At 33.3% G+C, this 3,227-nt stretch carries 3 protein-coding genes; all 3 read right to left on the bottom strand.

Annotated features, from left to right (window positions below; all coding sequences use genetic code 11):
- Positions 1 to 208, bottom strand: a 208-nt coding sequence (locus BBROOKSOX_RS09660) for a TatD family hydrolase (RefSeq protein WP_180323967.1), incomplete at its 3' end; no start/stop codon positions are given.
- Between the two features lie 2 nt (positions 209 to 210).
- Positions 211 to 2,013 (bottom strand): ATP-binding protein, encoded by a 1,803-nt coding sequence (locus BBROOKSOX_RS09665; RefSeq protein ID WP_139661458.1) that lies wholly within the window; start codon positions 2,011 to 2,013, stop codon positions 211 to 213.
- On the bottom strand, positions 2,006 to 3,040 hold the full coding sequence (locus BBROOKSOX_RS09670) for a DNA cytosine methyltransferase (protein ID WP_139661461.1): 1,035 nt from the start codon (positions 3,038 to 3,040) through the stop codon (positions 2,006 to 2,008). Before BBROOKSOX_RS09670 ends, BBROOKSOX_RS09665 begins: the two co-directional genes overlap by 8 nt.
- Between the last annotated feature and the right edge of the window lie 187 nt (positions 3,041 to 3,227).

Genomic DNA, 3,227 nt, shown 5'->3' on the forward strand with positions numbered 1-3,227 from the left:
CACAAGGGTGCACCCCCACTGAGGCATAAATCTGTGGATACTGCCTCGCCAAAGAAAACACATCATCAAAGTGTTCTAAATCAATACAAACGCACAAAAATTCCTCCACCGACAAGGTCTTAGCATGAGCTAATAGGCTCTCCATACTCCCACCAAAAGCCGATAAATCTACCCTGTCTAAATGACAATGTGAATCAATAATTTTCATAATTACTTGCCTCTTATTTTTGAATATTCTCTTAAAAAATTATCTTGATCGGGGATATTTTTATTAAAATTTTCTGATATTCTTTTAAACATTTCAAATAAATATTCTTTATCACATTGATTCTTATCGTCAAAAGTTAAATATATATGATTATCTGGATTTAGCGGTAATTTTGGTTCATACGGTTTTATAGTTGCAATCTTATGTGTAATCTTATGTGTATTTTCTACCACCCAAAATGCACCAACCTCTAAACATGCATACCAAGAGTTTTCCATATTTTGACTTGCTATAAAAAAAACATAAGGCTTTTCAAACCAATCATTTACAAAGAATCTCCTAATATGATTAAGTGTATTTTCTCCCTCGGGGACTTTTGATAATATATCTTTAGCAGAAGTATAAAGAATTTCTTCTACTGAAAACCCACAAAATAACAATAATTTATAGATAATATTAGCCTGTTCTGAATCTTGACTGGCATGTGTTATTAAGATTTTTTTATTAGATTTTTCTGATGGAGAAATTTCAGAAAGCATTGTTTTAGCTGCGTCTTTTAAATCTTCGCCTTCATTTACATTAAGAAACTTACTGATAGCCTTTTTCTTTGACTCTGTAAAAGCATCAAAAATTGGTAATGAAGCATCATTAGGCTTGATAACCTTGATTTTATTTCTCCACTCATCCCATTCCTTAGATATTTGTTTAAAAATATTATCTTTCAATTCGTTAATAAGTTTTGCGTACTCCTCATCACCTTCTTTAATGCCTTCTCTACTAGTCGTCATTCTATCTGTTGGAGTACCATCATCTAGTAGATTAAAATGAATTTGACCATAAAGGTAACTTGCAATATGTCTTGTTGCAAAATCAGATGTATGACTAAGTATATTTTTTTCCCTTAGTCTTCCATTGACAAAAAGGTCAATGCCTACCTTTTCATCCATTGTTCTAATTGTTAACCCGCTAGGTTTTTCAGTAGAAGCAATAAATCCATTAACATCTATTTCAGAGTTCACACTCCCTTTATTTTTTAAACTATTCTGTTGCTCCAACATATCAAGATAAGGGTCGCTTATGGCATTAATATTCCAAAAAAACTGAGTCTTTTCTGCCAAAGGTCTAAGCTTTTCTATGGTGATTTTTTCATCCTCTGCTTCATCCTCTGCTTCATCCTTTATAAAAATATTAAACTCCTCGTCTATGAGTGAAAATTTAAAAGATAACGCTATCAATATTTTTATATAACCTAATTTATTTTTTATACCTTCATGAATATCTTCAAAATATATGATTGTTCCCTTTGTATGCTCTTTTTTATAATCTAAGAAAACTACATCATCAATTTCACTAAGTTTTGAGTCTTGTGCATTTACACCATCACTAATATCTTGGTCTAATTTATTATTATCAATAACACCCCCCACATAATCTGTCTTAGATGTCTTGGTAATAATGCTAATTTTTTTTGCACAAGACAATAACGCTAACTTTCCAATTCCTTTTCCACCTATAAAGGGCCTTTCTTTTAATGGTCGCATATTTGGATCTTTTCTCTTTGAGTAGCCAATATTCAAAAATTTCCCTTGAAAATCTTCTTTACTCATTCCGATACCGTCATCCCTAATAACGAAGTAATTTTCCTCCCTATTAATGGTAATCCACACGTTCTCTGCACCAGCATCCCATGAATTGGAAATCGCCTCACCAATCACTGTAATAAAACTACGGTATAAATTTCTACCTAGATGATCTAATACGCTGAGGGATATGTTGAAATGAAATCCTGAATTATTATCAGCCACAGTTTTCCTCTATGTGTTTTACAATTTTTTTACCAATAACCCAACCTAATGTTGGTGGAACAGCATTGCCAATATGCCTACTCACTTCAACAGTTTTTATTTCTTCTCCAAAATCATAATCCTCGGGAAAAGTTTGTAGCAATGCGCCTTCTCGAATAGATATAGCTCTGTCTTGATCAGGGTGTCCAAATCTACCTGAGCCATAACTACTAAATTGGGTGGTAATAGTGGGAGAGACTTTATCCCAACTCATGCGACCATAAACAGTCGCATAACTTTGACCACTTTCCTTTTTATAGCAATCTGGCAACAAGGCTTTATCCCAATCTTTCCATGTCCCACCAGGTTTTGATTGCTGTATTCTTTTTATATTTAATGCAAAAAGGTTTCTAGTTTTATGCACTTTATCTTTTTTACAAGTTTCGCCACTTTTTAATGCGGGCAATGATTTAATAATTTTGTTAATTGAGACATGGTTGTCTTTTGTGTGGGTCTTTTGTGGCGTAGATATATCGCCTAATTTAGACGCTAAAAAAACCAGTCTATTTCTATTTTGCGGAATACCATAATCAGCGCAATTAACAACCTCATAAGAGACTTTGTAGTGCATCTTTTCTACTTGTTTAACAAAATCAAAAAATACTTGGGTTTTAGTTATTCCCCGTACATTCTCCATAGAAATAATGTCGGGTTCTATGGTTTTAATCCCTCGTAAAAAATGTTCAATCATATTCCATCTTATATCTTTTTCCCTGTTTTTGACTTTAAAAGTGTGGGATGAAAATGTTTGGCAGGGCGCACAACCTGCCAAAATTTTTATACTGTCTTTGGAATACATTTTTTTCATAGCCTTGAAATCATACCCCGCAACATCTTCACAAATAAATTTAACCTTGTTGTTGTTTTTATAGGCGTATTCACATGAATTATCATTATCAAGACCTGCAAGTACCGTTATTCCCGCTGTTTTCAGTCCGCATGTTAGACCACCAATACCACAAAATAAATCAATTGCTTCTATTCTCATATTCCTTCCTATTAAAATCCAAAACTCTTGAATAAATCTCTGGCCTTGTTTTCGAGTACATCTGAACCCCCTTCAATGCCAAACTTTTGTTCAATTTTGCGGCGTAAACTGGCTTCAATTTCTTTTTTTCCTGCTTCAATGCCTTGTTCTTCTAAAGCTTGCTTTAAGTTATGTAGAATTTCTTTTG

It is taken from the genome of bacterium endosymbiont of Bathymodiolus sp. 5 South (assembly GCF_900128535.1).
In the GTDB taxonomy this organism is placed as follows: Bacteria; Pseudomonadota; Gammaproteobacteria; order PS1; family Pseudothioglobaceae; genus Thiodubiliella.

Coding starts and splice junctions, on each gene's coding strand:
- BBROOKSOX_RS09670 (WP_139661461.1), bottom strand. CDS start 3,040: ATGAGAATAGAAGCAATTGATTTATTTTGTGGTATTGGTGGTCTAACA.